The organism is Bacillus sp. NEB1478 (genome assembly GCF_031582965.1).
Classification (GTDB): domain Bacteria; phylum Bacillota; class Bacilli; order Bacillales; family Fictibacillaceae; genus Fictibacillus.
Genome location: NZ_CP134049.1, coordinates 1,650,991 through 1,676,706, shown reverse-complemented (window position 1 = coordinate 1,676,706; position 25,716 = coordinate 1,650,991). Strand labels below are relative to the sequence as shown.

28 protein-coding genes are annotated in these 25,716 nt (G+C 39.1%); 7 read left to right on the top strand and 21 right to left on the bottom strand.

The annotated features are described in order from the left end of the window. The first annotated feature begins 147 nt into the window (after positions 1 to 147). Entirely contained in the window at positions 148 to 348 is a 201-nt protein-coding gene (locus RGB74_RS08200) for a YqzH family protein (RefSeq protein ID WP_310762491.1), read from the top strand. A gap of 67 nt (positions 349 to 415) precedes the next feature. Here the strand turns inward: RGB74_RS08200 and RGB74_RS08195 are convergent, their stop codons facing one another. Both RGB74_RS08195 and RGB74_RS08190 read right to left on the bottom strand, forming a co-directional pair. Next, on the bottom strand, positions 416 to 1,207 hold the full coding sequence (locus RGB74_RS08195) for an SDR family NAD(P)-dependent oxidoreductase (RefSeq protein ID WP_310762490.1): 792 nt from the start codon (positions 1,205 to 1,207) through the stop codon (positions 416 to 418). Next, positions 1,204 to 2,181: an MBL fold metallo-hydrolase gene (locus RGB74_RS08190; protein ID WP_310762489.1), complete on the bottom strand. Its 978-nt coding sequence runs from the start codon at positions 2,179 to 2,181 to the stop codon at positions 1,204 to 1,206. Before RGB74_RS08190 ends, RGB74_RS08195 begins: the two co-directional genes overlap by 4 nt. Positions 2,182 to 2,579: 398 nt before the next feature. Here RGB74_RS08190 and proC point away from each other — a divergent pair, with 398 nt between their 5' ends. Next, entirely contained in the window at positions 2,580 to 3,356 is a 777-nt protein-coding gene (gene proC / locus RGB74_RS08185; protein ID WP_396136057.1) for a pyrroline-5-carboxylate reductase, read from the top strand. Between the two features lie 4 nt (positions 3,357 to 3,360). On the opposite strand, the gene RGB74_RS08180 is transcribed toward proC, so the two are convergent. Beyond that, positions 3,361 to 3,699 carry a DUF3889 domain-containing protein gene (locus RGB74_RS08180; RefSeq protein WP_310762487.1) on the bottom strand — a complete coding sequence of 113 codons (339 nt, stop codon included), beginning with the start codon at positions 3,697 to 3,699 and terminating at the stop codon, positions 3,361 to 3,363. Between the two features lie 135 nt (positions 3,700 to 3,834). Here RGB74_RS08180 and RGB74_RS08175 point away from each other — a divergent pair, with 135 nt between their 5' ends. From RGB74_RS08175 to namA, 3 genes are all read left to right on the top strand, one after another. Next, positions 3,835 to 4,014 carry a hypothetical protein gene (locus tag RGB74_RS08175; protein WP_310762486.1) on the top strand — a complete coding sequence of 60 codons (180 nt, stop codon included), beginning with the start codon at positions 3,835 to 3,837 and terminating at the stop codon, positions 4,012 to 4,014. A gap of 110 nt (positions 4,015 to 4,124) precedes the next feature. Then, positions 4,125 to 4,859 (top strand): glycerophosphodiester phosphodiesterase, encoded by a 735-nt coding sequence (locus tag RGB74_RS08170; protein WP_310762485.1) that lies wholly within the window; start codon positions 4,125 to 4,127, stop codon positions 4,857 to 4,859. Positions 4,860 to 5,298: 439 nt separating this feature from the next. Beyond that, a complete protein-coding gene (gene namA, locus RGB74_RS08165) occupies positions 5,299 to 6,315 on the top strand; it encodes an NADPH dehydrogenase NamA (protein WP_310762822.1) in 1,017 nt (338 codons plus the stop codon). Between the two features lie 51 nt (positions 6,316 to 6,366). Here namA and RGB74_RS08160 read toward each other — a convergent pair whose 3' ends face one another. From RGB74_RS08160 to RGB74_RS08130, 7 genes are all read right to left on the bottom strand, one after another. Next, on the bottom strand, positions 6,367 to 7,023 hold the full coding sequence (locus tag RGB74_RS08160) for a phosphatase PAP2 family protein (RefSeq protein ID WP_310762484.1): 657 nt from the start codon (positions 7,021 to 7,023) through the stop codon (positions 6,367 to 6,369). After that, entirely contained in the window at positions 7,024 to 8,217 is a 1,194-nt protein-coding gene (locus RGB74_RS08155) for a DNA polymerase IV (RefSeq protein ID WP_310762483.1), read from the bottom strand. Between the two features lie 193 nt (positions 8,218 to 8,410). Continuing rightward, positions 8,411 to 8,911 (bottom strand): MarR family transcriptional regulator, encoded by a 501-nt coding sequence (locus RGB74_RS08150; RefSeq protein WP_310762482.1) that lies wholly within the window; start codon positions 8,909 to 8,911, stop codon positions 8,411 to 8,413. A gap of 194 nt (positions 8,912 to 9,105) precedes the next feature. Next, positions 9,106 to 10,242 carry a M20/M25/M40 family metallo-hydrolase gene (locus RGB74_RS08145; protein ID WP_310762481.1) on the bottom strand — a complete coding sequence of 379 codons (1,137 nt, stop codon included), beginning with the start codon at positions 10,240 to 10,242 and terminating at the stop codon, positions 9,106 to 9,108. 17 nt (positions 10,243 to 10,259) lie between these two features. Beyond that, on the bottom strand, positions 10,260 to 11,807 hold the full coding sequence (locus RGB74_RS08140; RefSeq protein ID WP_310762480.1) for an acyl-CoA carboxylase subunit beta: 1,548 nt from the start codon (positions 11,805 to 11,807) through the stop codon (positions 10,260 to 10,262). Then, complete coding sequence (mce, locus tag RGB74_RS08135; protein ID WP_310762479.1) at positions 11,807 to 12,649, bottom strand: methylmalonyl-CoA epimerase; 843 nt, start codon at positions 12,647 to 12,649, stop codon at positions 11,807 to 11,809. The genes RGB74_RS08140 and mce overlap by 1 nt, the downstream gene beginning before the upstream one ends. A 22-nt stretch (positions 12,650 to 12,671) precedes the next feature. Beyond that, positions 12,672 to 14,312, bottom strand: a complete 1,641-nt coding sequence (locus tag RGB74_RS08130) for an acyl-CoA mutase large subunit family protein (protein ID WP_310762478.1) — start codon at positions 14,310 to 14,312, stop codon at positions 12,672 to 12,674. A 174-nt stretch (positions 14,313 to 14,486) separates the two neighbouring features. Between RGB74_RS08130 and prli42 the strand changes: the two genes are divergently transcribed. Next, positions 14,487 to 14,579, top strand: coding sequence for a stressosome-associated protein Prli42 (gene prli42 / locus RGB74_RS08125; RefSeq protein ID WP_310762477.1), 93 nt, complete (start codon positions 14,487 to 14,489; stop codon positions 14,577 to 14,579). 165 nt (positions 14,580 to 14,744) lie between these two features. Here the strand turns inward: prli42 and RGB74_RS08120 are convergent, their stop codons facing one another. The 5 genes from RGB74_RS08120 to RGB74_RS08100 all read right to left on the bottom strand — a co-directional run bounded on the left by RGB74_RS08120 (position 14,745) and on the right by RGB74_RS08100 (position 18,549). Next, entirely contained in the window at positions 14,745 to 15,248 is a 504-nt protein-coding gene (locus RGB74_RS08120) for a L,D-transpeptidase (RefSeq protein WP_310762476.1), read from the bottom strand. A 39-nt stretch (positions 15,249 to 15,287) separates the two neighbouring features. Next, positions 15,288 to 16,262, bottom strand: a complete 975-nt coding sequence (locus RGB74_RS08115) for an aromatic acid exporter family protein (RefSeq protein WP_310762475.1) — start codon at positions 16,260 to 16,262, stop codon at positions 15,288 to 15,290. Positions 16,263 to 16,372: 110 nt separating this feature from the next. Further along, complete coding sequence (locus RGB74_RS08110) at positions 16,373 to 17,086, bottom strand: amino acid ABC transporter ATP-binding protein (protein WP_310762474.1); 714 nt, start codon at positions 17,084 to 17,086, stop codon at positions 16,373 to 16,375. Further along, positions 17,079 to 17,738 (bottom strand): amino acid ABC transporter permease, encoded by a 660-nt coding sequence (locus RGB74_RS08105; protein ID WP_310762473.1) that lies wholly within the window; start codon positions 17,736 to 17,738, stop codon positions 17,079 to 17,081. Before RGB74_RS08105 ends, RGB74_RS08110 begins: the two co-directional genes overlap by 8 nt. A gap of 22 nt (positions 17,739 to 17,760) precedes the next feature. Continuing rightward, on the bottom strand, positions 17,761 to 18,549 hold the full coding sequence (locus RGB74_RS08100) for a transporter substrate-binding domain-containing protein (protein ID WP_310762472.1): 789 nt from the start codon (positions 18,547 to 18,549) through the stop codon (positions 17,761 to 17,763). A gap of 125 nt (positions 18,550 to 18,674) precedes the next feature. Between RGB74_RS08100 and RGB74_RS08095 the strand changes: the two genes are divergently transcribed. Continuing rightward, positions 18,675 to 19,148 carry an NUDIX domain-containing protein gene (locus RGB74_RS08095; protein ID WP_310762471.1) on the top strand — a complete coding sequence of 158 codons (474 nt, stop codon included), beginning with the start codon at positions 18,675 to 18,677 and terminating at the stop codon, positions 19,146 to 19,148. A 61-nt stretch (positions 19,149 to 19,209) separates the two neighbouring features. On the opposite strand, the gene RGB74_RS08090 is transcribed toward RGB74_RS08095, so the two are convergent. From RGB74_RS08090 to buk, 6 genes are all read right to left on the bottom strand, one after another. Next, complete coding sequence (locus tag RGB74_RS08090; protein WP_310762470.1) at positions 19,210 to 19,638, bottom strand: BrxA/BrxB family bacilliredoxin; 429 nt, start codon at positions 19,636 to 19,638, stop codon at positions 19,210 to 19,212. Positions 19,639 to 19,791: 153 nt separating this feature from the next. Then, the gene (locus RGB74_RS08085) at positions 19,792 to 21,111 is read right to left on the bottom strand and encodes a dihydrolipoamide acetyltransferase family protein (RefSeq protein WP_310762469.1); all 1,320 of its coding nucleotides are present in this window, start codon (positions 21,109 to 21,111) and stop codon (positions 19,792 to 19,794) included. 19 nt (positions 21,112 to 21,130) lie between these two features. Then, positions 21,131 to 22,114 carry an alpha-ketoacid dehydrogenase subunit beta gene (locus RGB74_RS08080; protein ID WP_310762468.1) on the bottom strand — a complete coding sequence of 328 codons (984 nt, stop codon included), beginning with the start codon at positions 22,112 to 22,114 and terminating at the stop codon, positions 21,131 to 21,133. A gap of 15 nt (positions 22,115 to 22,129) precedes the next feature. Then, positions 22,130 to 23,122, bottom strand: a complete 993-nt coding sequence (locus tag RGB74_RS08075) for a thiamine pyrophosphate-dependent dehydrogenase E1 component subunit alpha (RefSeq protein ID WP_310762467.1) — start codon at positions 23,120 to 23,122, stop codon at positions 22,130 to 22,132. A 13-nt stretch (positions 23,123 to 23,135) separates the two neighbouring features. Beyond that, positions 23,136 to 24,557: a dihydrolipoyl dehydrogenase gene (gene lpdA, locus RGB74_RS08070; RefSeq protein WP_310762466.1), complete on the bottom strand. Its 1,422-nt coding sequence runs from the start codon at positions 24,555 to 24,557 to the stop codon at positions 23,136 to 23,138. A gap of 23 nt (positions 24,558 to 24,580) precedes the next feature. Further along, positions 24,581 to 25,693 (bottom strand): butyrate kinase, encoded by a 1,113-nt coding sequence (gene buk / locus RGB74_RS08065; RefSeq protein ID WP_310762465.1) that lies wholly within the window; start codon positions 25,691 to 25,693, stop codon positions 24,581 to 24,583. Positions 25,694 to 25,716: the final 23 nt, after the last annotated feature.

Here is a 25,716-nt window from a genome sequence, read left to right as displayed (position 1 = left end):
CCTTTTTGCGAACATCTGTTCTTTATATGTATACCCATTTTAACCGAATGTATGTTCTTATAACAATGGTAATTTTTTCAGCATTTTTCGCACATTGACGTTTTTAGTTCAAAAGTCTAGGATGTAAAAGGAAAGACAGGTGATAGTATGGAGGATATTTTATTAAGAAAGATGATTTTACGAACATTGAAGGATTATTTATGGGAAGAAGAAGATTGCATTTTAAACGAAGAGGAATGGTGCCAATTAAAGACGAAGATTATGAAACAGATTAAGGAAGAAAATCAGGAAGAAGCAGTATATGCCATCGTTCAAGACGTGGTATATGAGTATTTTACAAACAAATAAGCAGGATCTTCTTTTTGAAAAAGAAAAACCTGCATGATTTTGTTTACATAATAAAATTATGGTTTATTTATTTTTGCCGAAATGATTTTCCGCCTAACGCCTCTACTACTCTTGGCATCAATTGGTAAAGGGTGCTTCCTGCATTCATCCACCACGGCAGGTTCAACTCACGAACAGGACGCTCCATTGATTCAACGATTTTTTTAGAAACATAGGAAGGCTTTAGCATTAGCTTTTGAATATTTTTAACATAGTTCCCTGACTTATCAGCCAGCGTGAAAAAATCTGTTGCGATCGGACCCGGATTCACCGTGGTAACAGCAACTCCTTTATGTGCTACTTCTAGTCTAAGACCGTTCGAAAAACCAAGAACTGCATGCTTTGTGGCAGCATATACACTTGATTTTGGCGTTGAAATTTTGCCTGCTTGAGAAGCGATATTAATAATCTGGCCGAAGCCTTTTTGAAGCATGTATGGAAGAACAGCCTGTGTACAAGCCATCAATCCAAGCACGTTCGTTGAAAACATACTCTCTACAGTCTGCCAATCAGACTCAGCAAATTCCTCGAACACACCAAATCCAGCGTTATTTACTAGAATATGTACCTCTTGAAGATCTGTAAAAACATTCTGAAAGACATCTCGAACGTTTTCTTGATTTGAAACATCCAGCGTATAATAGGGTGCCTTAATCCCTGTCGCCTGAAAAATCGTTTCTTGAACAATTTTCAGCTGTTCTTCCCTTCTCGCAAGCAGAACCGGAAGACCTTTTCTTTTAGCAACATCCATAGCTAAGTGTGCGCCTAATCCACCTGACGCACCTGTAATCGCAACAATTTTATTTTCAAGTGAACTCATCGTATTGCTCCTGTCTGGCTGAAATAAAATAAACCTTGATTTTCATCCTTCATAATCCGGCCTTCCTCCAAAAGCAAATCCAGATGCCCGGCTATTTCTGAAACGACAAGCCCAAGCTGTCTTTCAAATAATTTAGGAAAAAGACGCACACAAAGATCAAAAACGGTTAATGAATCTTGACCTAACAAGTTTTCGATTGTTTTTGCCCGTTCATTTTGATCATGAAGTCGCTTTCGAATCAAATCATTGGCATTTGAAAAAGGCTCTCCGTGACCTGGAAAAACCGTTCTTAGATTTAATGTTAACAGATTTTTTAATGTTTCACGATATTGAAGCAATGTTTTAGGCCTCTCCGTCTCGCGAAGTGGAGGAGGTTCTAAGAGAGCGTTGGAAGAAATATGGGGTAATAGTACATCTCCTCCGATAAAAATCCCTTGTTCTTTATGATAAAGCGATAAATGGTCAGGAGCATGACCAGGTGTTTTTAGAAAGATAAAACCTTCATGGCCAGGTACTGGATCATCAGGAAGCGCTGTTAAATCTGGTGTAAAAGTGCTCATGAACGATCGCAATTTTCTTAATTTCACTAATTCCATTCTGCCCAATGCATCAGGTACACCAAAATGGCTGTAAAGCTTCGTATAAAAGGAGTCTGTCCACTCTAAAAATTCACTGTCTCCACTTACATACGGAACAGCTTCCTTCAGCATGATAGTCTGTACACCAGCATCTTGAATTTCTTTTGATAATCCAGCATGATCTGGATGATAATGGGTACAAATATATTGATTCAGATCTTTAAATTTCAAACCGTGCTCTTTTAAGGAAGCAAGAAGAGTTTCCCTCGCCTCTTGTGTTTTTGGACCGCAGTCTATGAGCGTTGCGGCATCGCCTTTAAGGAGAAAACAATTGACAGGACCTACATCAAAAGGAGTAGGGAGAGTTATTGGGATAATAGTATCAGCTTTTGTCATCTTTTCCTCCAAATTAAAATAACTTATTGACATACATATAGAAATCATAGCATAATGTCTTTTAAAATATAAAATGAAAATTGCCAATTGTTCGAGAATATAATTGCATTGAAAGGGATTAGTAAGCATTTATCCTCCGTTAAAGAGAGTGAGACCCAGAGGCTGCAAGGTTTCACCGGTCAGGAATTGCTGAACCTGCCCCTGGAGCATTCGGAGAAATCCGGCGCAGTTCTGTGATAAAGACACTTCGAGCGGGCAGCACTTTTGCCAATGAAGGTGGTACCACGGATCACTCCCATCCGTCCTTTAATACAAGGACTGGGAGTTTTTTTATACTCAAATTTGAGGAGGGATCTGTCGTGAACAAAGAAAAAATAGCGTTTATTGGTGCAGGTGCAATGGCTGAAGCAGTTATGGAAGGAATGCTGAAAACAAACAAGTGGCTGGCTCAGCACCTCACGATCAAAAACCGCTCCAACAAGGAACGGCTTCAAGATCTTCGATTAAAATACGGTGTCTCTTTGTCGGTAAATATTAAAGATACGATCAATGATGCTGATATCATCATTCTAGCTGTAAAACCTAAAGATGCTCGTGAAGCAATTAAAAGCCTGCAGCCTTTTATTCAAAAAGAACAACTAATTATTTCTGTGATGGCAGGAATCTCTACTTCAAATATCACTGAATGGACAAAAAAAGAAAATCCAGTGATACGGGCAATGCCGAATACTTCTGCAGCAATCGGCTATTCAGCAACAGCCCTATCCAACGGAAAGTTCGCAACCGATCAACATGTGAAAAAAGCGTTTGAACTGTTTGAGACAATCGGTACTGTCACACATGTCGCTGAAGAAAAACTTCATATTGTTACAGGACTTTCCGGAAGCGGTCCAGCTTACGTCTATTATATTGCCGAAGCGATGCAAAAAGCGGCTGAAGAACTGAGTTTGTCCGAGGAAGAAGCGAGAAACTTGATCTCACAAACATTGCTAGGTGCATCACTAATGCTAAAATCAACGGCTGTATCGCCGATAGAGCTCCGGAAAAAAGTAACAAGCCCTGGCGGAACAACTGAAGCAGGGATTGGCACACTCGATCAATACCAAGTTCAGGACGCTTTCTTAGCATGTATTAAAAAAGCAGTAAAAAGATCAGAAGAGCTAGGAAGCATGTAATTTTTCATCGAGCTGTTTCTTGGAATGTAATACTTTTAAATGTCCGCTGCGGTGTTAAAGTAATAGTGATCACGACTCCTTTTTCTGCTGAACCTTTTCTAAGCCATAACTTAAATCGTTCGACATTATCTCCGTTTTGTGCCAAATTTCGACCCATATATAAATAGTCTACAATCTGATAGTCAGGATAACGTTTTCCTGTTTCAAAAACAGCAAGTCTTCCCCATTTTGCATATGCCGGTTCTTGCATACCAGGATAGGCAGCATGACCAATTGGTGCTGCAATGGAAAACATTAGAAAAACAGCTAACAAAATTGAAAATAATTTGATTGAAATCTTCAAATAGAACCACTCCTTTTGTTTATTTTGTGCAATTTCTCTTTGTAATTCTGCAAAAATTGACGATTAGAAAAAATTGACAACCCCATTTCTGAATTTTATCATTTAAAGAAGAGCTAGATTTAGGGAGGGATAGTTGTGACTGAAACGGAAATTTCCCAAAGATACCTTGAATTGCGCATTCAGTTTGAAAAATTCACGAAACGGTCTCTAACAGAAAAAGAATTAGTATTCATTCGCTGGCTTACGGAAAAAGGAGCCAATGTTGAAGAACATAAAAAAGACGGAAAAAAATTACGGCGCAGACGCCGAAAGTAAACACACCCCTCCTTCGTATTTTCAGGAGGGGTTTCTTTTGTTTCACATCACATATATTTTCACCTATACTATCCATAATAAATTAAAAATAACAGGAAGGAGCTCAAAACATGACCTATATTTTTGCTCATAGAGGATCTAACAAGGATTGTCCAGAAAATACGATGGCTGCATTTAAGAAAGCGTATGAAGATGGGGCTGACGGCATTGAATTGGATGTACAGCTATCAAAAGATGGTATTCCTGTTATTATTCATGATGAGAAAATAGACAGAACAACAAATAAGAACGGAAAAGTAGCTGATTTTACATATGAAGAACTATTAGAAATAGACGCGGGGAGCTGGTTTTCAAAATCATTCAGCAATGAACATATCCCATCGCTCGAAATGTTTTTACAATGGATTGCCCCACTCCCCTTACTTTTAAATGTTGAATTAAAAAATAACGAGATCGAATACAAAGGGCTTGAAGAAAAAACATTGGAACTTCTACGCTATTATGGAATGGAAAAGCGGACAGTGATTTCTTCCTTTAATCATTATAGTTTATTAAAAATCAGAAAGTTAAACCCTTATATTGAAACGGCTCCCCTTTATTCAGCTGGGATCTATGAACCATGGGAATATGTGAGGGTTGTATGTTCGCAGAGTGCACATCCACACTATAAATCTCTTCAGCCTTACATTATGGAGGGCTTTAAAAGAAATAATATTCCGGTAAGACCATACACAGTTAACCAGAAAAAATGGATGCATTACTTTTTCAAATGGGGTGCGCAGGCTATCATAACTGATTACCCGCTTATCGCGAGAAGTGTGCTGCACGGCAATCCACCAAAATAATACGAGCAGATGTTTTTTAAAATGAAGGTGAAAGATTTACAATAAACCTAGCTTGCATAGTGCCCTTTAAATAAGGCTGTATTCGTAACCATTGTTGCCCTTCCGCTCCAGGTTACTCGTTTTCCGCGGGGCGTGCGGTGAGCCTCCCTGGCGGAAGATATATGAGGTGCTGCTCCTGCGTCTGCAAGTAAAACAACTTCGAAGCGAGCTTCATCGTCACATGCCTTACGAGAAGAATACTCAGGTAGCTGGCACGCTAATCCCGTAAGACAAGGAAAGCTTCGACAGTGTTACACCGCACGAAGAAATTGTGATTTTCATTTTCGAGGAGTCTCGCACCTTGCACTCCATTCAACTTGTCAATGAAGGCTCTTTACAAAAAGGACCAAAAGCAACAATCTTTTAGAAAAAAGCCTTAAATAAAAAGGAGTTGTTAATTATTCAATCTTTACTATTTCAACCACTTACAATTCGTGACGTAACGTTAAAGAATCGTATTGTGATGTCTCCGATGTGCATGTATTCTTGCTATGAACAAGATGGCCAAGTGACACCTTGGCACTTGGCGCACTATACATCAAGAGCAGTAGGTCAAACAGGCTTAATCATGACTGAAGCTGCAGCTGTCAGTCCTCAAGGAAGAATAAGCCCTGAAGATTTAGGGATCTGGGATGACAGCCACATAGAGGGCTTATCAGAGCTTGTTAAATCCATTAAAGATAACGGTGCCAAGGCGGCTATTCAAATTGCGCATGCTGGCCGTAAAGCGGTGATTGACGGGCCGATCATAGCCCCTTCTGCTATCGCATTTTCTGATAATATGAAAACACCTGAAGAAATGACATTAGAGCAAATAACAGAAACCGTCAATCAATTCCGAGCAGCTGCCAAGAGAGCAAAAGAAGCTGGTTTTGATATTATTGAAATCCATGGAGCCCACGGGTACTTAATTAACGAATTCCTCTCTCCACTTTCAAATAGAAGAACCGACTCATATGGAGGAAATCAGCAAAAGAGATATCGTTTTTTACAAGAAATCATTGCTTCTATAAGGCTGGAATGGGACGGTCCCTTGTTTGTAAGAATCTCAGCCAATGATTATCATCCAGAAGGAAACACGCCTGAAGATTATGTGACCTACGCTTCCTGGATGAAAGAAGATGGCGTTGATCTCATTGACTGCAGTTCAGGTGCTGTTGTTCCTGCGAAAATCAAGACTTATCCCGGTTACCAAGTCCCTTTTAGTGACTTGATCAAAAATAAAGCAGACATCGCGACTGCTGCTGTCGGGTTAATCACTTCTGGACGTCAAGCCGAAGAAATTCTTCAAAACCAAAGAGCAGATTTGATCTTTATTGCGCGGGAGTTCTTGAGAGATCCGTATTGGCCAAGAACAGCTGCTGAAGAATTAGGGGAAGACATACAAAGTCCAAAACAATATGAACGAGGTTGGTAATATAACGAAAGCTGGCTCAAGCACCGTATAAAAGGTGCTAAAAGCCAGCTTTTAATGTTTATTTGAACCAAATTTTATTTTTTGCAGCAATTCATACAACAGTATACATACTAATAACCAGGTACCTCCTGCAAAAAAACCTCCTAGAACATCTGTCGGATAGTGGACGCCTAGATACACACGGCTGAAACCAACTAAAAAAACAAACAAACCTGTCAATCCGTATATCAATTTTTTTCTGCGCTTCATAAAGGAGTAGTTTTGAACGAGCAAAAATGAAAGCATAGAGAAGAATGCGATGGAGATCATCGCGTGTCCACTTGGAAAACTATAACCGCTTATTTCGATGACAGGATGAAAAGCAGGGCGATCCCGATCATAAAAGTTCTTCAGCCAATGATTCCCATATCTGATACCCATAATGCAAATCCCTAACACAAGGGGTTCTCTCCACTTTTTTTCAGCAAATATCCAAATAACAGAAAAAAAGATATAAACAGCATATTGATAAGGACGGGATGCAAAATTTGACAAAGCAATAAATACGGAATTCAGACCTGAATTGTGTAGGCCAACAATATTTTTCATTACCCAAACATCCATCTGTCTTACAGAAGACTGTTTATAAAGTACAGAAAAAAGAAAAAAGAGCATAATAAAAACAGCAATAAAGACTACCGCTCTTACCTTGTTATTTTTAAGAGTCATTCATTCACAGCCCTTGCTATTTTTTCCACGTTTAATGATTCCTTCACCATGCTTCTTTTCGATAGTAGATAATACATCATACAGAAGCGCTTCTTTTTCATTTTTTGCAACTGAGAATAAATCAAGCTGAACAGTAGCATTTTCTTTCTCAATCACTTCTGTCGCTGTAATTCCAAGCAAACGTACTGCTGCTTTTGACCAATTCTGCCTAAATAACTTCATGGCGACTTTAAAAATTTCTTCCTGATTACGCGAAGGATTTCCAAGCATTTTGCTTCTCGTGATCGTTTTCCTGTCGCTATATCTGATTGTAATCGCTACGGTTAAGGCGAGGCACCCTTTCGATTCAAGCCGCTTGGTTACTTTTTCTGACAACCTTCTGAATACTGGTTCTGCCTCACTCACTGTCTCAATATCTTCACTTAAGGTCGTTGAACTTCCAATCGATCGATGATCACTTACTGATGATGGATCTACAGGCCGGGAATCGATGCCATTAGCTCTTTCTTTCATTTTTAAGCCGTTGATCCCAAAGCGCTGTTTCATTTCATAATCAACAGCATGTGCGAGGTCTTTTACAGTGATGATTTCATACTTATTCAATTTTTCTTCCGTCTTTTTACCGATTCCGTGGAGCTCTCCGACTTTTAACGGCCAAAGTTTATGAGGGATGTCCCGTTTTCTTAATACGGTAATGCCGAGAGGTTTTTTCATATCTGAAGCCATTTTTGCCAAAAATTTATTCGGTGCAATACCAATCGAACATGGCATATTTAGTTCATGGAGCAATCGCTGCTGAATTTCGTTTGCTAATTGTAGTTGATTTTGACATTCTGTAACATCCATATAACCTTCATCAATAGAAACAGGTTCAACCCATTCTGTATACTCAAGTAGAAGACGAAATATTTGAGAGGAATATAGCTTATACGTCTCAAAATCAGGAGGTACAACAATAAGATTAGGACATAGCTTTTTCGCTTGCCATAATGGCATGGTCGTTTTAACTCCTTTTTCTCTCGCTTCATAGCTGCATGTCACAATGATGCCTTTCCGTTCTTCAACATTACCCGCTACTGCCAAGGGTTTTCCTCTCAGGCTTGAGTCCTTTGCCATCTCAACGGATGCATAGAAGCTATTCATATCCACATGAAATATTATTCTTCTTTTTGGCATAGAGGATTGATGTAACATGACGACTCCTTTAATAATTCTATATTTATTAGTATATGATAGCGGATGAGCTTTCAAAACAAAACATAAATTGTTGTAAAAACCAAATCGGTAAGTTCCGAAATAAACATTGGAACAATCATCATTCCTTGAACATCGCGAAACAAAAAAACAACTCAAAAGTGAAATTAACCACTTTTGAGTCAACTGCCGATTATACGTTTGTCTTATGTAATCTTTTACCGGTATCTTCTACCCAATCCACAAAATCTTCCCCGTGGAAATGTTTGTTTAAATCCTTATGTAGTTGAATAAGTTCAAGATAAAATTCTCTTCTGTCCCCATCCTCAAGCCATTTTTGCAAGAAACCATATACTTGACAATTGAAATCGGCGGATTCCTTTTGCTTTTTCCAGCCCTTTTCTGTTAAATATACGTAGGATATGCGCCGATCATCATTCTTTTTCTCGAGTTCGACGAGTCCCTTTTCTTTTAACCTTTTAATGACTTGCATAACAGTAGACACATCCCATAAACCATAATACGCAATCTTAGAGATGGTAATGTCTTCTTCAAAGGAGACTATCCATAAGATATGCAATTCTGCTTGAGTTAAACCTAGCGCTTTAGCTGACTTCTGCCAGTCTTCTTCTAAAACTTTATATACACCGCGCATATAGTTTACCATCATATGTCTGTCTGATACTTGGCTCATCCCATTTCCTCCCCAATTGAAATAAGATTTATTAGTGAATTACCAATATTTAGATGATAAAAACATCTTACATAACGTTAGAAGTTACTGTCAACTTTAAACGCTAAATTTGTTAACTTTTTTAGCAAAAACAGGCAACTTTACCTATAAAAAACAAAAACCTGACAAAGTTTTTCGTCAAGTTTTTGTAAAAACTATTCTTTTTTGGATGCCGCAACCTCGATTACAGCTAGGACAATTTCTGCTGTTTTTGTAAGTTCTTTAATTGGCATTCTTTCGTTTGTAGTATGAATCTCTTCGTACCCCACTGCAAGATTTACAGTAGGAATCCCATGACCTGCGATAATATTTGCGTCGCTTCCTCCACCGCTATGAAGCAGTTTGTGCGGACGGCCAATCTTTTCTGCAGCTTTTTTTGCTACTTCAACAACATAATCTCCGTCACTAAACTTAAACCCTGGATACATCACTTCGATTTCAACTTCCGCACGTCCGCCCATTTCTGCGGCAACAGTTTCGTAAGCTTCCTTCATCTTAGCAGTTTGTGCTTCCATCTTTTCATGAATTAATGAACGAGCTTCCGCAAGAACGAATACTTGGTCACAAACGATATTCGTTTGTTCTCCGTGTCCGCCCCCATGAAAATGGCCGATATTCGCTGTTGTTTCTTCGTCAATTCTGCCTAGGGGCATGCGGGATATTGCTTTTGCAGCTATAGTAATCGCAGATACACCTTTTTCAGGAGCTACCCCTGCATGTGCCGATTTTCCATAAAGTGTCGCCCTTACTTTAGCTTGAGTAGGAGCAGCTACGATTATATCACCGACTGGACCGTCACTATCTAGAGCAAAACCATATTTTGCAGTGATTTTGGATGCATCCATAGCCTTTGCACCTACTAATCCGGATTCTTCTCCGACAGTAATGACAAACTGGATATCCCCGTGAGCAATATTTTGTTCTTTTAGCACTTTGATCGCTTCAAACATTGCAGCAAGACCTGCTTTATCATCTGCTCCAAGAATGGTTGTTCCGTCGGTTACAACATAACCATCCTTAATAGATGGCTTGATTCCTTTTCCAGGTGTAACCGTATCCATATGGGAAGTAAAATAAATTGTATCTACTCCCTCTTTGTTTCCTTTTAGTGTGCAGATTAAATTTCCTGCTGCATGCTCGGTTTTGGATTCAGCATCATCTTCATACACTTCTACCCCAAGCTCTTCAAATTTTTTCTTGAGAACAATTGAGATTTCTTTTTCATTTCTAGTTTCTGAGTCAATTTGTACGAGCTCCAAAAACTCATTTAATAGACGTTCTTCATTTACCATTATGTATTCCCTCGCTTTTATAGTGGTATATTCCCATGCTTTTTGTAAGGTCGGTCTTCTTGCTTAGTGCGCAGCATGTCCAACGCCTGAATACACTTGATTCTTGTATCTCTTGGATCGATGACATCATCAACCATTCCATTTGCAGCTGCAATATATGGATTTGCAAATTTCGTACGATATTCTTCTATTTTCGCAGCTCTTGTTTTCTCTGGATCTTCACTATTTGCAATATCCCGTGAGAAAATCACGTTTGCTGCACCTTGAGGTCCCATGACTGCAATCTCAGCGTTCGGCCATGCGAAAACTAAGTCCGCACCAATCGATTTACTGTTTAATGCTACATAAGCACCGCCGTAAGCCTTTCGGAGTATAATCGTAATCTTCGGAACTGTCGCTTCAGAATATGCATATAAAATTTTTGCTCCATGTCGAATAATTCCCCCATGCTCTTGTTTAACACCAGGGAAAAAGCCTGTTACATCTTCAAATGTGATAATTGGAATGTTAAAGGAATCACATAGCCTGATAAAACGGGATGCTTTATCAGAAGAGTCAATATCAAGTCCACCAGCCATGACTTTAGGCTGATTACATACTAATCCTACCACTTCACCCTTAATTCTTGCAAAACCTACGACAATATTTCTTGCAAATTGTGCGTGTACTTCCATGAATGAATCTTTATCAACGATTTCGTTAATCACATTTCTAACGTCATAAGGTCTTGTCGAATCAAATGGAATGATTTCTGTTAATTCTGGACGATAATCTTCTTCATCTCCCCATGGTAAAACAGGCGGCTTCTCTTTATTATTCTGCGGAAGGTAAGAAATTAATCTTCTAACCTCTTCTAGCACATCTGCCTCTGATGAGGAAGTAAAATGTGCGTTGCCGCTTTTCGAAGCATGAACCTCAGCTCCGCCTAAATCTTCAGAAGATATATTCTCGCCGGTAACCGTTTCAATAACTTTAGGCCCAGTAATAAACATTTGGCTCGTTTTCTCCACCATGAAAACAAAATCTGTTATCGCGGGCGAATACACAGCACCACCAGCACAAGGTCCCATAATAACAGAGATTTGCGGAATCACCCCAGAATATATGCTGTTTCTGTAAAAGATATGGCCGTATCCATCCAAAGACATGACCCCTTCTTGTATCCTGGCGCCGCCAGAGTCGTTCAATCCAATAAAAGGAGTACCGTTTTTTGCAGCCAAGTCCATAACAGCGCTAATTTTTTTTGCGTGCATCTCACCTAATGCACCGCCGAACACAGTAAAATCTTGCGCAAACAAATAAACAGGGCGTCCATGTATTTTCCCGTATCCTGTAACAACACCTTCTCCAGGTGCTTTCAACCCAGATAAACCAAAATCATGTGAGCGATGCTCAATGAAAGGATTTAGCTCAACAAACGATCCTTCATCCAGCAAAAGGTCAATTCGTTCACGAGCAGTGAGTTTTCCACGCTCATGCTGTTTATCGATTCGGTCATCTCCGCCGCCTAGTTCAATTTCGGTCTTCTTTTCATAAAGTTCATTAATTTTTTCGTAGATGTCCATTATACTTCCTCCTTTTTTATTTTTTCACATAGCTCAAATAACACTTTGTGAGTAGAGGAAGGATGCATAAAAGCGACTGAAGCACCACCTGCACCTATTACTGGTGCTTCATTGATCATTTTAATTCCGTTCGCCTTCATTTCATCTATGCGATCTTGTATATTCGAAACACCTAAAGCTATATGATGAACACCTTGCCCACGCTTTTGGATAAATTGAGCAATCGGACTTTCTTCTGAAAGAGGCTCTAGAAGTTCTAACCTTGTTTCGCCAATTTTAATAAAAGCAACTTTCACTTTTTGTGACTTAACTTCTTCTATAGCTTCCAATGATAAACCTAGCTGATTCACATAGAAAGGAAGCGTCTCATCCAGTGATGAAACAGCAATTCCGATATGATCTATTTTTTCTAGTGGTAATGCTTTTTTCGCTGTATTGATTCCGTCTCGTTCGTATACGGCTTTTTCAATAAATATTGCCGTTTCAACCGTAGGTGTTCCTGGTGTGAAAACCTTTTTTATTCCTTTATCCTCCAAGAAAGGGATGTCTTCCCAAGGGATGACTCCTCCTCCTACTACAATAATGTCATCAGCACCTCGTTCGTGAAGCAGACGCATAACTTCAGGAAAAAGTTCATTATGAGCTCCTGACAAACAAGATAACCCAATTGCATCCACGTCTTCTTGAATCGCAGCTGCTGCAATTTGTTCAGGTGTTTGTCTCAAACCTGTGTAGATTACTTCCATACCATAATCTCGCAGTGCTTGTGAAATAACCAGCGCTCCTCGATCATGTCCATCTAGTCCTGGTTTTGCTATTAAAACACGGATCGTTTTTTTCATACCTGTCCACTCCTCTTTATGTCTAAACGCCTGTATATTCTCCAAACTCTTCACGCAGCACACCGCAAATTTCACCGACTGTACAATAGGATTTGACACATGCCAAAATAATCGGCATTAAATTATCCTCAGTTTTAGCAGCCATTCTTAGTGATTCCAACTGAGCGCTCACTCGGTTTTCGTCTCTTCTTGCTCTTAATTGCTGCAGCTTTTCCCGCTGTTTTTCTCCTAAAGCTGGATCAACCCTTAATAATTCAGGCTGCGGTTCATTATCCACTGTGAATTTGTTCATACCTACAATAATCTCTTGTCCGCTTTCGATTCTTTTTTGTGTTTCATAGGAAGTATGATGAATCTCCCTCTGCATATAGCCCTGTTCTACAGCAGAAACTGCTCCACCCATCTGCTTAATTTTATCGATATATTCATTTGCTTTTCTTTCAAGTTCGTCTGTTAAATTCTCTACGTAATAAGAACCGGCTAGTGGATCAACCGTATCTGCAACCCCTGTTTCATGAGCCAGTATTTGCTGTGTTCTAAGCGCAATTCTTGCAGACTCTTCTGTTGGAAGAGCCAATGCTTCATCCCTGGAATTGGTGTGAAGGCTTTGCGTACCCCCGAGCACTGCCGACAATGCTTGAGTCGTAACCCTTACAATATTGTTGTCTGGCTGTTGTGCAGTTAACGTTGAACCGCCGGTCTGTGTATGAAAACGAAGCTGCCAAGACTTCGGATTCTTTGCGCCATATTCCTCTTTCATAAGCTTTGCCCACATTCTTCTCGCAGCTCTGAACTTTGCAGCTTCTTCAAAAAACTGATTGTGTGCGTTAAAGAAAAAGGCTAAGCGAGGTGCAAAATCGTCAATATTCAAACCTGCTTCTAAAGCTGCATCCACATAAGCAATGCCATTTGCAATTGTAAAAGCTAATTCCTGTGCTGCATTAGATCCAGCCTCTCGAATGTGATATCCAGATATACTTATCGTATTCCATTTTGGTACTTCTGCCTGACAATAGCCGAAAATATCTGTAATCAGCCTCATCGACGGCTTTGGAGGGAAAATATAAGTACCCCGGGCAATGTATTCTTTTAAAATATCATTTTGGATTGTACCTGAAATTTTATCTGAAGATACTCCCTGATTTTCTGCAACTGCAATATACATGGCTAAAAGAACTGAAGCAGGTGCGTTAATCGTCATAGATGTACTCACTTTATCGAGCGGAATATCTTTTAATAATGCTTCCATATCCTCCAACGAATCGATAGCTACGCCTACTTTTCCAACTTCACCTCTTGCCATTGGATGATCAGAATCGTAACCAATCTGGGTTGGCAGATCAAAAGCTACGGATAATCCTGTCTGACCTTGTTTCAATAAATATTGAAACCTCTTATTCGTTTCTTCAGCAGAGCCAAATCCTGCATATTGTCTCATAGTCCAAAAGCGAGCACGATACATCGTTGGCTGCGAACCTCGCGTATATGGATACTCGCCTGGGAGACCGAGTGAATCCATAGGATAATTATCATCCTCAGCACCATACAGTCTATCTATATCAATATCTGATGAGGTATGGAACCGTTCTTTTCTTTCGGGAAATCTATTCATTAATTGATCTGTTTTATCTTGCCAATCTTTTAACCGTTGCTGTTTATCCATTGGTGGCCTCCTGTTACAAACGAAAGATATTCTCAACATAACATCTTTCGTTTTGAAAGCGCTTTTTCCTGCTTGATTTCGCAAATTTTCGACGAAAAATGCAAGCCCCTTATCTTGTTTATCACTTTTAAACACGTTACAATTGGATTGGAATGTAATAGGAGGGGAATAACCGTGTCTCAAAAATTAATGAAAACCATTGTCTACATCATGCTTATTTCACTAGTTGTAAGCAGCCTTCTCGCTGGAGTAAGCTTGTTTTTTTAATATGAGATAAAAGAAAAGGATGGTTTGAGAGTGTTTACTCCTAAGCCATCCTTTTTTATTACTTTAGCTGGACGAACATTGCGTTTATTGGATTGCACTCTTCGTTTGTTGGATTGTCTTGTGGGATAATGCTCCCGTTAACAACTTTACGAGTATTTTTCCTCATTATTGATTTTTCAACGCGTCTAGATACTGTTGAAAGCTTTCTCTTGAATCAATTACATTAATTTTTGTTCCGATTTGAATATGTGCAAATAACTTCTGAACGTCCTTTTCATACATTCGGATACAGCCAGCTGTTACGAATCTTCCTATAGCAGAAGGATTATTGTTTCCGTGTATCCCATATGTACGCCCATCTGTATTTTTGGCGTCAAATCCAATCCAGCGGGTTCCGAGAGGGTTGGATTTATCACCGCCTTCAATATCTTTTTTCCGATAATAAGGATCAACCGCTTTAACAGTTACCGTGAATTCTCCCTCAGGAGTTAAATCATTCGATTTTCCGGTTGCGACTTTATAAACGCCCTTCACTTTTCCCTCTTCTATATAAGCTAATTTATTGTTCATTTTATTGACAATAATAAATGGATCTCCAAGCTTTTCAGCATTTCCAAGCGGCCATAAAGGAGAAAAAAATAAAAGGCATGCAAGATTTATCTTCAGCATGTGAGTTCACCCTGACTTTTTTCATTAGTATTTGAAATTTCAGGCAGGCTCATCACGATCAAGATCATTTTTTTTGAATTTCTTTTTAATGAGTAGATATTCTTCAATATCCTGAAGGAGCTGATACAGTTTGGAACGCGTCTCAAATTCTAATCGGTCCTTCGGCAGATGCATTTCTCTGAATTCCTGCCTCATATTATTTAATTCATTCAAAAAATAGGCAGCTGTGTTTCCTGGATGAATCGCAGCACCTAATCGTTCGAAAAAAGCACCAAGCTTTTCACCCTGTAAATACGTTTTATCAATAGAAGATATATTTGGAAGCATACGCTGAATGATCTCAAATTGTTTTTCTCTCATTTTAAAATAATGATAGTACTGATTTTCATATCGTAAAAAGTGGTTTTCAACATCACGGAATGCAAGGCTTTTTGCATGTGAAATCAAATTTGCAACCTCCGTTATTTCCTTGCCATCCCATTCATGCACGTCATGCGATAGATACAAGTAAAATTCTTGAAAAATCTTTTTGTATTTCATTTCCAATTCCTGCTGCATCGCTAATAGTGTCTTTTCCATAGATGGCATATACAGGTTCATGATCAGTCCCATTCCAATACCGATTACAATTATTCCAACCTCGTTTAGTACGATCGACCAGCTAATAGTTTGCAGAGTATATAGATGTAAAATAATTACAGAACTTGTAATGATACCTTCTTTAAAGTTAAAAGCTACAAGAGTCGGGATAAATAAAGTTAATAGAATAGTTAGCGTATAAAAATGATAGCCGATGATCGTAAAGAAGAAAGACGCAAAAAGGATGCCCAGAAGACATGCAGCAAACCGTTCCCAAGAACTAATGACAGATCGCTTTTTTGTTATTTTTATGCATAAAATAGTTAAGATACCTGCTGAGGTATAGAAATCGAGCTTCAGCCATTCTGCCAACGCAATGGCTAATCCAGCACCAATCGCAGTTTTTAACGTTCTGTATCCAATAGTAAATTTCATAGATTGACGCCTGCTTTCAGAGTTCTATCTTCATCTTTTCCCATTTCCATGGACTTTAATGTCTTTTATGAATATGAAAAAGAGGACCTCAATTGAAGTCCTCACTGTCATTATAACACTTTTTCTAAAAAGGCTTTAGCTCTTTCGGTAGTTGGATTCTCGAAAAACACTTGCGGAGCTGAATCTTCCACCAGCTGACCGTCATCCATGAATAAAACCCGATCAGCCACTTCTTTTGCAAAACCCATCTCATGTGTAACAATAACCATCGTCATACCTGTTTTAGCAAGATCCTTCATAACTTGAAGTACTTCTTTTACCATTTCAGGATCAAGCGCTGAAGTCGGTTCATCAAACAGCATGATTTCCGGATTCATAGCGAGCGCTCTCGCTATTGCTACACGCTGTTTTTGTCCTCCTGAAAGACTTGATGGATATGCTTGAGCTTTTTCACCAAGACCTACTTTATTTAGTAAGTCGAGCCCAATCTGTTCTGCCTCTTTCTTTGTCTTTTTTAACACTTGGAGAGGAGCAAAAGTGATATTTTCCAAAACCGTTAAGTGCGGAAAAAGATGAAAGTGCTGAAAAACCATTCCTACTTTTTTACGCAGATGTGTTTCCATCTGCTGAATGTCTGTTCCTTCAATCGTGATGGTACCTTCATTTCTCGATTCAAGCAGATTCAAGCATCGGAGAAAAGTTGATTTACCTGATCCTGAAGGTCCGATAACAGCAATAACTTCACCTTTATTCACCTTTGTTGTAATCCCTTTTAAGACTTCGTTTTTACCAAAACTTTTTCTTAAATTTTCAACATTAATCACTCTTTGCTAACCTCCTTTCCAATCCACGCCCAGCTATTGTTAAGAGCATAACTAAGAGATAATAAATCAGACCTGCGAGTAATAATGGTTCAAAGAACGCATAGTTGCTTGCTCCGACAATCTGTGCACGTCTCATGATATCTAGCGCACCAATTACAGAAACGATCGCAGATTCTTTCGTTAACGTAATAAATTCGTTCATTAGAGCCGGCAAAATATTTTTCAGTGCCTGCGGCAAGATAATTTTCAACATCATTGTTCGATAAGGAATGCCCAAAGCCATCGCGGCTTCTTTTTGACCTTTATCTACTGCATTGATTCCTGCACGAATAATTTCAGAAACATACGCAGCCGAATTTAATGCGAATGTCAGCACACCAGCCGTGAATGCCCCAATATCAACACCCGTTAATTGCGGAATTGCATAATAGATAATCAGCATCTGTAAAATGAGGGGTGTTCCTCTAAAAACAGAAGTATACGCATCTGCAAACCAGCGTAAAACACGTACTTTACCAATCTTAAAAAAAGATAAGATTGTTCCCAATAAAAAACCTAGAACTAATGAAACAGCCACAAACTGCAACGTAACCCATATTCCATACAAAATATAAGGAATAGAAGGCACGAGCTGGGCAAAATCCAAGTTCATGCCTATCACTCTCTTTCTTTACTTATTTTTTCACTCCGAACCACTTTTCAACAAGCTTGTCCATCGTTCCGTCTTCTTTCATCTTCTTAAGCTCTTTATTAAATTCATTTGTTAGTTCACTGTCTTTAGGAAAAGCAATCGCTGATCCAGCAGCATCTGTGTTTGGCAATGCAAAAGAGCTTAACTCTTTATTTTTCTTTAAAAATTCATATGCAACTGCATCTTCAATAATCGCAGCATCAACTCGATTTGATTTCATTTCTTGAACTAATTCAGTTACTTTATTGCGTTTTACAACATTAAACTTTTGTTCCTTTAATAGTTTGTCTGCTTCTTTTTCTTGGATAGAAGCCAATTGGACACCAAGTGTTTTACCTTTAAGGTCATTAACCGACTTGATTGACTTGTCTTTTGTAACGATTAACTGTTGAGCTGCATAATACTCATCAGAAAAGTCTACTTTTTTCTTTCTTTCTTCGTTTGGTGTCATGCCAGCAAGAACAAAGTCTGCCTTTCCGCTGTTAATTGCCGGAATTAAACCATTGAAATCCATATCTTTAATTTCAATTTTATAGCCCAGCTTTTTAGCAATGTGGTTGGCTACATCAACATCAAACCCTTGAACTTCTCCACCTTTAGCTGTATCTACAAATTCATATGGCGGATAATCAGCAGAAGTTGCCATGATCAGTTTTTTTCCAGACTCATCTCCACCACTGCTGTTCGATGCGCCTTTATCTTCAACAGCACCGCAGCCCGCTAACATTGCAATAATTATGATAAAATATATCATTAAGAAATTTTTCTTCATCGTTTATATCTCCTTATAAAATCATTATATTTATTCACCAAAATGAATTTTAACACAAAAAAGCCCAAAAATAAGTTTTTTGATAATTCTGAATGTATTTTTATTCAAAAAAAGGAGTGCTCAATATGGAATTTGGAGAGAAAAACCCAGGTACATTCTATAGAAATAGAAAAGCTGTTTATGCAGTCGTTTTGGATAAACAAACAAGCAAATTGGCAGTCATGATACATAACGATAAAGGTTTCTTGCCCGGTGGCGGGTTAAATGAGCATGAGAGCCATATGGAATGCTTAAAAAGAGAATGTATTGAAGAAACAGGATATACGTTGAATATTGAAAACCTTATAGGAAATGCCAAGCAATATTTTCAATCCCGTCAAAATGAATCTATTTTGAATGAGGGCTGCTTTTACGCGGGTACATTTGGTGAATTTGTACGATCACCAGTGGATAAGGATCATGAACTCGTTTGGATGGATATTAAGGAAGCAGAGAAAATCTTATTTCATCGTTCTCATATTTGGGCTGTACGGCAAGGTTTTAAAATACTGCACTCATGCATTAATGAACAGGATAGAAAAGAAAAAACGGAAAAATAATAAGCTGGCTCATTAAGGGAGCAAATCTCCCGAACGAGCCAGCTTAAGCTTTATGATCATTTTACTTACAATAAGTTTCAAATGCGCTTCTTAATTTATTTACTACTTCCATTGGTTCGTGTCCTTCGATCTCATGACGCTCAACCATCATTTGAATTTCCCCATCTTTTAAGAGAGCAAACGAAGGTGATGAAGGAGGATAGCCTGTAAAATAGGACCTTGCTGTTTCAGTTGCATCTTTATCTTGCCCTGCGAATACCGTTACGATATGATCAGGTCGTACGTCCTGTTTAACAGAATATGCAGCCGCCGGTCGTGCAATTCCTCCCGCACAACCACATACGGAATTAATCATAACAAGTGTTGTTCCTTCTTTTTGGAAAGCTTCTTTTACGTCTTCTGAACTAAAAAGCTGTGAATAACCAGATTCCACCATTTCTTTACGAGCCGTTTCTACTACATCGTTGAATAAATTAAATTGAAAGTTCATTTCATTCAGCTCCTTTCTTTTATATTGTACTCAATTATGGATATATAAAAAAGAAAAATGCCACTATTATACGGCATTTTTCTTAGGGGGTTATGGGGTTTGGAGGTGTTGCTGATAATCTCTACCCCGTATTAAACCCAACTAAACCACTTTTTAATAAATAGATGTGTTTTCATTTGTCATATTTTCAAGACGCTCTTTCACACGAGCAAGGAAACGTCCACAAACAAGTCCATCAAGCACACGATGGTCCAGTGACAAACAAAGATTAACCATGTCCCTTACTGCAATCATACCGTTGTTCATTACAACAGGACGTTTTACAATCGATTCAACAGAAAGAATCGCTGCTTGCGGGTAATTAATGATAGGTGTTGACATAACGGAGCCAAATGATCCTGTATTGTTTACAGTAAATGTACCGTTCTTCATATCATCACCAGAAAGTTTGTTCGTTCTCACTTTATCAGCTAGCTCTTTTACATCACGAGCAATGCCTTTTATCGATTTTTCATCCGCATTCTTAATAACCGGAACATAAAGAGCGTCATCGGTCGCAACAGCAATTGAAATATTGATATCTTTCTTTTGGATGATTTTATCTCCAGCCCACATTGAATTCAGCTGCGGAAACTCTTTTAATGATTCAACAACCGCTTTAATGAAGAATGGCAAGAACGTAATGTTGTATCCTTCTTTTGATTTAAAATCACCTTTAACAGAGTTACGATACTCAACAAGGTTTGTTACATCCACTTCAACCATCGTCCAGGCATGTGGAGCTTCATGTTTAGAACGTACCATGTTTTGTGCGATTGCTTTACGAATTCCTGTAACAGGGATTTCAATATCGCCAGGCATAGCTTCCACTGAGATCGGTTTTAACCCAGTAGAAGTTTCTTTTGGCTGAACTGTTTCTTGTTTCGCTGCAGCAGCTGTTTCACCTGTTGGAGCTGAAACAGTTTTAGAATCGGATGTTGGTATTTCACCAGAATCTATGAGCTTTTGCAGATCTTTTCTTGTGATTCTTCCGCTTTGACCAGTACCTTCAACAAGATTTAAATCAATCCCGTGTTCAGATGCCATTCGCACTACTGCTGGAGAATAACGTCCTCTTGCCTCTTGATCTTTTTTAGGAGCAGAAGCTGGTTTATCAGCCACTGATGGCGCATTATCCGTATGTTCTGCTTTTTTTTCAGCAGAAGCAGGTGATGCTGCATCTTCTCCGCTTCCTTCTGTATCGATATAACAGATTAATTCTCCGACAGAAAGAGTGTCTCCTTCGCCAGCAACTAATTCTTTAATTGTACCGCTAAAAGAAGATGGAACTTCCGCGTTCACTTTATCTGTCATGACTTCAGCTAAAGGATCATATTTTTTTACTGTATCACCAGGTTGAACCAGCCATTTACTGATCGTTCCTTCTGTAACACTCTCCCCGAGCTGGGGCATTGTAATTTTTTCTGTAGCCATTTACGTTCCCTCCTTTATGTTAAAATGCCGCTAGATCTCTCATCGCTTTTTCTACCTTATCAGGATTAACCATAAAATATTTTTCCATTGTAGGTGCATAAGGCATTGCTGGAACATCAGGACCAGCAAGACGCTGAATCGGAGCATCCAATTCAAACAAGCAATTTTCAGCAATAATTGCTGCTACTTCACTCATGATACTTCCTTCTTTGTTATCCTCGGTAAGAAGCAATACTTTACCTGTTTTAGAAGCTGCTTCAATAATTGCTTCTTTATCAAGCGGATATACCGTACGAAGATCTAGAACATGAGCAGAGATCCCGTCTTTTTCAAGCTTTTCAGCAGCCTGAAGTGCAAAATGAACACAAAGTCCATATGTAATTACAGTAATATCATCACCTTCACGCTTCACGTCTGCTTTACCGATCGGCAATGTGTACTCTTCTTCAGGTACTTCACCTTTTATCAATCGGTAAGCACGTTTATGCTCGAAGAAAAGAACAGGGTCTTCATCGCGAATCGCGGATTTTAATAAGCCTTTTACATCATAAGGAGTGGAAGGCATAACAATTTTCAAACCAGGTACATTCGCAAATAAAGCTTCTACAGATTGTGAATGATAAAGTGCACCATGTACGCCTCCGCCATAAGGTGCACGGATCGTAATCGGGCAAGTCCAATCGTTGTTGGAACGATAACGGATTTTTGCTGCTTCTGATACAATTTGGTTTACCGCTGGCATAATAAAATCAGCAAATTGCATCTCAGCGATCGGACGCATACCATACATTGCAGCACCGATCCCTACGCCCGCAATAGCAGATTCTGCTAAAGGAGCATCAATTACTCTTTGCTCACCAAACTCTTCAATTAAACCAGTAGTTGCACGGAAAACTCCTCCGCGTACACCAACATCTTCTCCTACAACAAATACTCGCTTATCACGCTGCATTTCTTCGCGGATAGCTTGTGTTACTGCATCAATATATGAAATTACCGGCATTTAATATTTCCCCCTTTACTCTGCGTAAACATGAAGAAGCGCGCTTTCAGGATCAGCATATTTTGCGTTCTCTGCATAGTCCGTAGCTTCATCTACTTCTTTTTGAATCTCTTCAATCATTTGCTTTTCTAACTCTTCAGACATGATTCCGTTTTCTTTTAAGTAAACAGCAAATGTGTGAATTGGGTCTTTTGCTTTCGCTTCTTCAACTTCTTCACGAGTTCTGTATGCACGATCATCATCATCAGAAGAGTGAGGTGTAAGACGATAAGCAACCGTTTCGATTAATGAAGGTCCTTCGCCTCGTCTTGCGCGGTCTGCAGCTTCCTTTACCGCTTCATATACAGCTAACGGATCATTTCCATCAACTGTAACCCCTGGCATACCATATCCGATGGCACGATCTGAAACATTCTTACAAGCTAATTGCTTAGAAATCGGTACAGAAATAGCGTATTTGTTATTTTCGCACATAAAGATAACAGGCAATTTATGAACAGAAGCAAAGTTTGCTCCTTCGTGGAAATCTCCTTGGTTAGAAGACCCTTCACCAAACGTCGTAAACGTTACAAGATCTTTTCCTTCCATCACTCCGCCTAGTGCGATTCCTACAGCATGTGGAACTTGTGTTGTTACTGGCGAAGAACCGGTTGCGATACGGAGTTTTTTAGACCCAAAGTGACCAGGCATTTGACGTCCGCCGCTGTTTGGATCTTCAGCTTTTGCAAATCCAGATAGCATTAAATCTTTCGCTGTCATACCAAATTGCAATACAACACCCATGTCACGGTAATAGGGCAGTACATAATCTTTCTCATTATCCAATGCCATTGCAGCCCCAACTTGAGCTGCTTCTTGTCCTTGACAAGAAATAACGAATGGAATTTTTCCTGCACGGTTTAATAACCACATGCGCTCATCAATTTTACGTGCCATCAGCATCGTTCTATACATATGAATTACATCTTCATTTGATAAGCCTAATTGTTCATGACGTGTTTCTGTCATTGGTTTAACCCCCTTAAAAATGAATTGCTTTTCCTTCAACAGCTAGAGCTGCTTCACCAAATACTTCAGATAAAGATGGATGAGGGTGAATTGTAAGTGCGATCTCCCAAGGTGTAGCATCGAGCACTTTTGCGAGTCCAGCTTCAGAAATCATATCCGTCACATGCGGTCCGATCATATGAACCCCTAGTAAATCATCATTGTCTTTATTCGCAATGATTTTTACAAATCCATCACTTTCACCATATACTAGTGCTTTTCCGATTGCTTTAAATGGGAATTTTCCCACTTTAACATTGAACCCTTGATCTTTTGCTTGATTTTCTGTTAAACCGACACTCGCCATTTCAGGGCTGGAATATATACATTTTGAAATGTTTGTATAGTTAATAGGTTCAACTTTCATGTTGTTTAGATGCTCTACTGCATTTATACCTTCATGCGAGGCAACATGTGCTAATTGAAGCCCTCCGATAACATCGCCTATTGCATAAATGTGGCTTTCAGCTGTCTGAAAATATTCGTTCGTTAAAATGTATCCGTTTTCAATTTTTATGGTTGTGTTCTCTAATCCGATTCCTTCAGTGTTTGCTTGTCTGCCGACAGATACGAGCATTTTTTCTGCAGAGAATTGTTTTGTTTCCCCTTTATGTTCTGCAGAAATCATAACGCCATTTCCCTTTTCTAACGTGTCAGGAAGAACTTTGGCAGAAGTGACTAATTTAATTCCTTTTTTCTTTAACACACGAGCAGCCTCTTTAGAAATATCTTCATCTTCAGTTGGTACAATACGGTCAGCATATTCCAATACAGTTACGTCCACACCAAGATCGTTTAGCATTGAAGCCCACTCAATACCAATGACACCACCGCCGACAATAATTATCGAACTTGGCAATGATTCCATTTCTAATGCTTCATCACTCGACATTACAAACGTACCGTCAATTTCTAATCCTGGCAAAGAACGAGGTCTAGAACCTGTAGCAATAATGACATTCTGAGGAATAAGAATTTCGTTTTCTGTTCCATCGTTAAATTCAACTGAAACCGTTCCAGGCATTGGTGAAAAGATAGACGGTCCAAGAATACGGCCCATTCCCTCATAAACTTCAATCTTCCCTTTTTTCATTAAACCTTGAACACCCATATGCAATTGATTAACAATGGATTGTTTGCGTTCCTGCATTTTTGTAAAATTAAGACCTAGCCCTTCAATTTCAACTCCGAAATCAGCTGCTTTTTTAGCTGTCTTATACACTTCAGCACTTCTAAGCAAGGCTTTACTAGGGATACAACCTCTATGTAAACATGTTCCGCCTAGTTTTCCTTTTTCAACGACAGCTACAGTTTTTCCTAATTGGGCTGCACGGATGGCGGCTACATAGCCGCCAGTTCCTCCACCCAATATGACCAAATCAAAATCTTTTGACATCGCTCATATCTCCTTTTTTGCTGCTAATCCAGCTGCAATCCTATAGATGCTTTCGCTCCGGGATATTCTTTCGCTTGTTCTTCATTTCTTAGAACACGAAGTCCGCCTTCCGCCAATGCTTGAAGCTCATTTTCACCCGGCTGAATAATACAATCTGAAATCCATTCAACACGATCTGTAATTTTTTTGACAAAGTCTTTTCCAAAAGCTAAGCCGCCTGTAAGAATTATCGCGTCCACTCGTCCATATAATACCGCACTTGCAGAACCGATTTCTTTCGCAACTTGGTAAGCCATCGCGTTATAAATAAGATCAGCTTTCTCGTTGCCGCTTTCAATCATTTCTTCTACTGTCCGAGCATCATTTGTTCCAAGGTAAGCAACTAGTCCGCCTTGTCCGACAAGTTTTTTCATCACTTCATCAGCGTAGTACTCTCCTGAAAAACACATTGAGACTAAATCACCGATTGGTACAGTTCCTGCACGCTCTGGAGAAAACGGACCCTCACCGTGAAGACCATTGTTAACATCAATTACTCTTCCATCCTTGTGCACGCCTACCGTTATTCCTCCACCCATGTGAACAACAATAAGACGCAATGACTCATAAGATTTACCGAGCATTTTTGAGACTCTTCTTGCCACTGCTTTCTGATTAAGAGCATGAAAAATACTTTTACGCTCCATTTCAGGAACACCTGAAATACGTGCAATCTCATCCATTTCATCTACAACAACGGGGTCGACTATAAAAGATGGAATATTAAGACCTTCTGCTATTTCATAGGCAAGTATACCTCCAAGATTAGAGGCATGCTCACCTGCATAACCAGTCTTTAAATCCTCTAGCATGGCAGCATTAACATCATATGTTCCGCCTTCAATCGGCCGTAGCAAACCGCCGCGTCCAACTACACAACTTAACTTAGAAATATTAATTCCCTCATAATCAAGTGTTTCAAGTATAGTTTCTTTCCTAAATGAATATTGATCGATAACCGACTCAAATTGGTGTATGGTCTCTGTATCATGACGAATTGTTTTTTCAAAAACCGGTCTTTCATTATCAAAAATACCAATCTTGGTAGAGGTTGAGCCCGGATTAATCACTAGTATGCGAAATTCTTTTTGATGCACGTTTCAAACCTCCATTTGCAAAA